The 734-nt window shown below is 70.4% G+C and carries 1 protein-coding gene; it reads left to right on the forward strand.

All coding sequences use genetic code 11. The features are described from left to right. Positions 1-106 precede the first annotated feature (106 nt). The coding region (locus tag GY812_16785; protein MCP4437141.1) for a DTW domain-containing protein at positions 107-734 on the forward strand (628 nt) is incomplete at its 3' end.

Consider the following 734-nt stretch of genomic DNA (forward strand, 5'->3'; position numbering starts at 1 on the left):
AGGCCGACGCTTCCGTGGAGTGCATGTGTCCGACCGTCCGACGAGAGGCCTGCCCACCTTCCGTGAGCCGCGACCCCACTGCTACCGGTGCGACAAGCCGACGCGCATGTGCCTGTGCTCACTGCTGGCACCCATCCCGAATCGGGTCGGGGTGCATGTGCTCCAACACCCGACGGAGCGGAGACACGCAGTCGGCACGACGCGGCTGCTGCGGCTCGGCCTCGCGTCGGTCCACGTGCACGTCCTGGCACTGCGAGGGAGAAGCTCCGCGAGCCCACCCGTCTCGCTCCCGCCTGGCGCGGGCCTGCTGTACCCCTGCGACCCGGACCAGGAGCTCAGCACACTCTCCCCCGAGCAACAGCCGCAGCACCTCGTGGTGATTGACGGCACGTGGGCACAGGCCCACCGCATCTTCAGGGCGAACCCCTGGGTCGCCGCGTTGCCTCGCTACCGCCTCTCCCCGCCCCGTGGCAGCAACTACCGCATCCGGAAGGAGCCCCGGCAGGAGTGCCTGTCAACGGTCGAGACCGTAGTGGCGGCGCTGCGCATCCTCGAACCCGGGCTCCAAGGAACCGACGGGCTGCTGACCGCGTTCGACGCGATGATCGATGCGCAGATCACAGCGGCAGCGGAGGGGCCGGGCCGACCGGCAGGCAAGCGGCCCCGCAAGCGCGCGCCCCGACATGTGCCCGCGGTACTCGCATCCTCGGACGTCGTCGTGGTCGTGGTCGAGG

This window comes from Actinomycetes bacterium, from assembly GCA_024222295.1.
Lineage (GTDB): Bacteria > Actinomycetota > Acidimicrobiia > Acidimicrobiales > Microtrichaceae > JAAEPF01.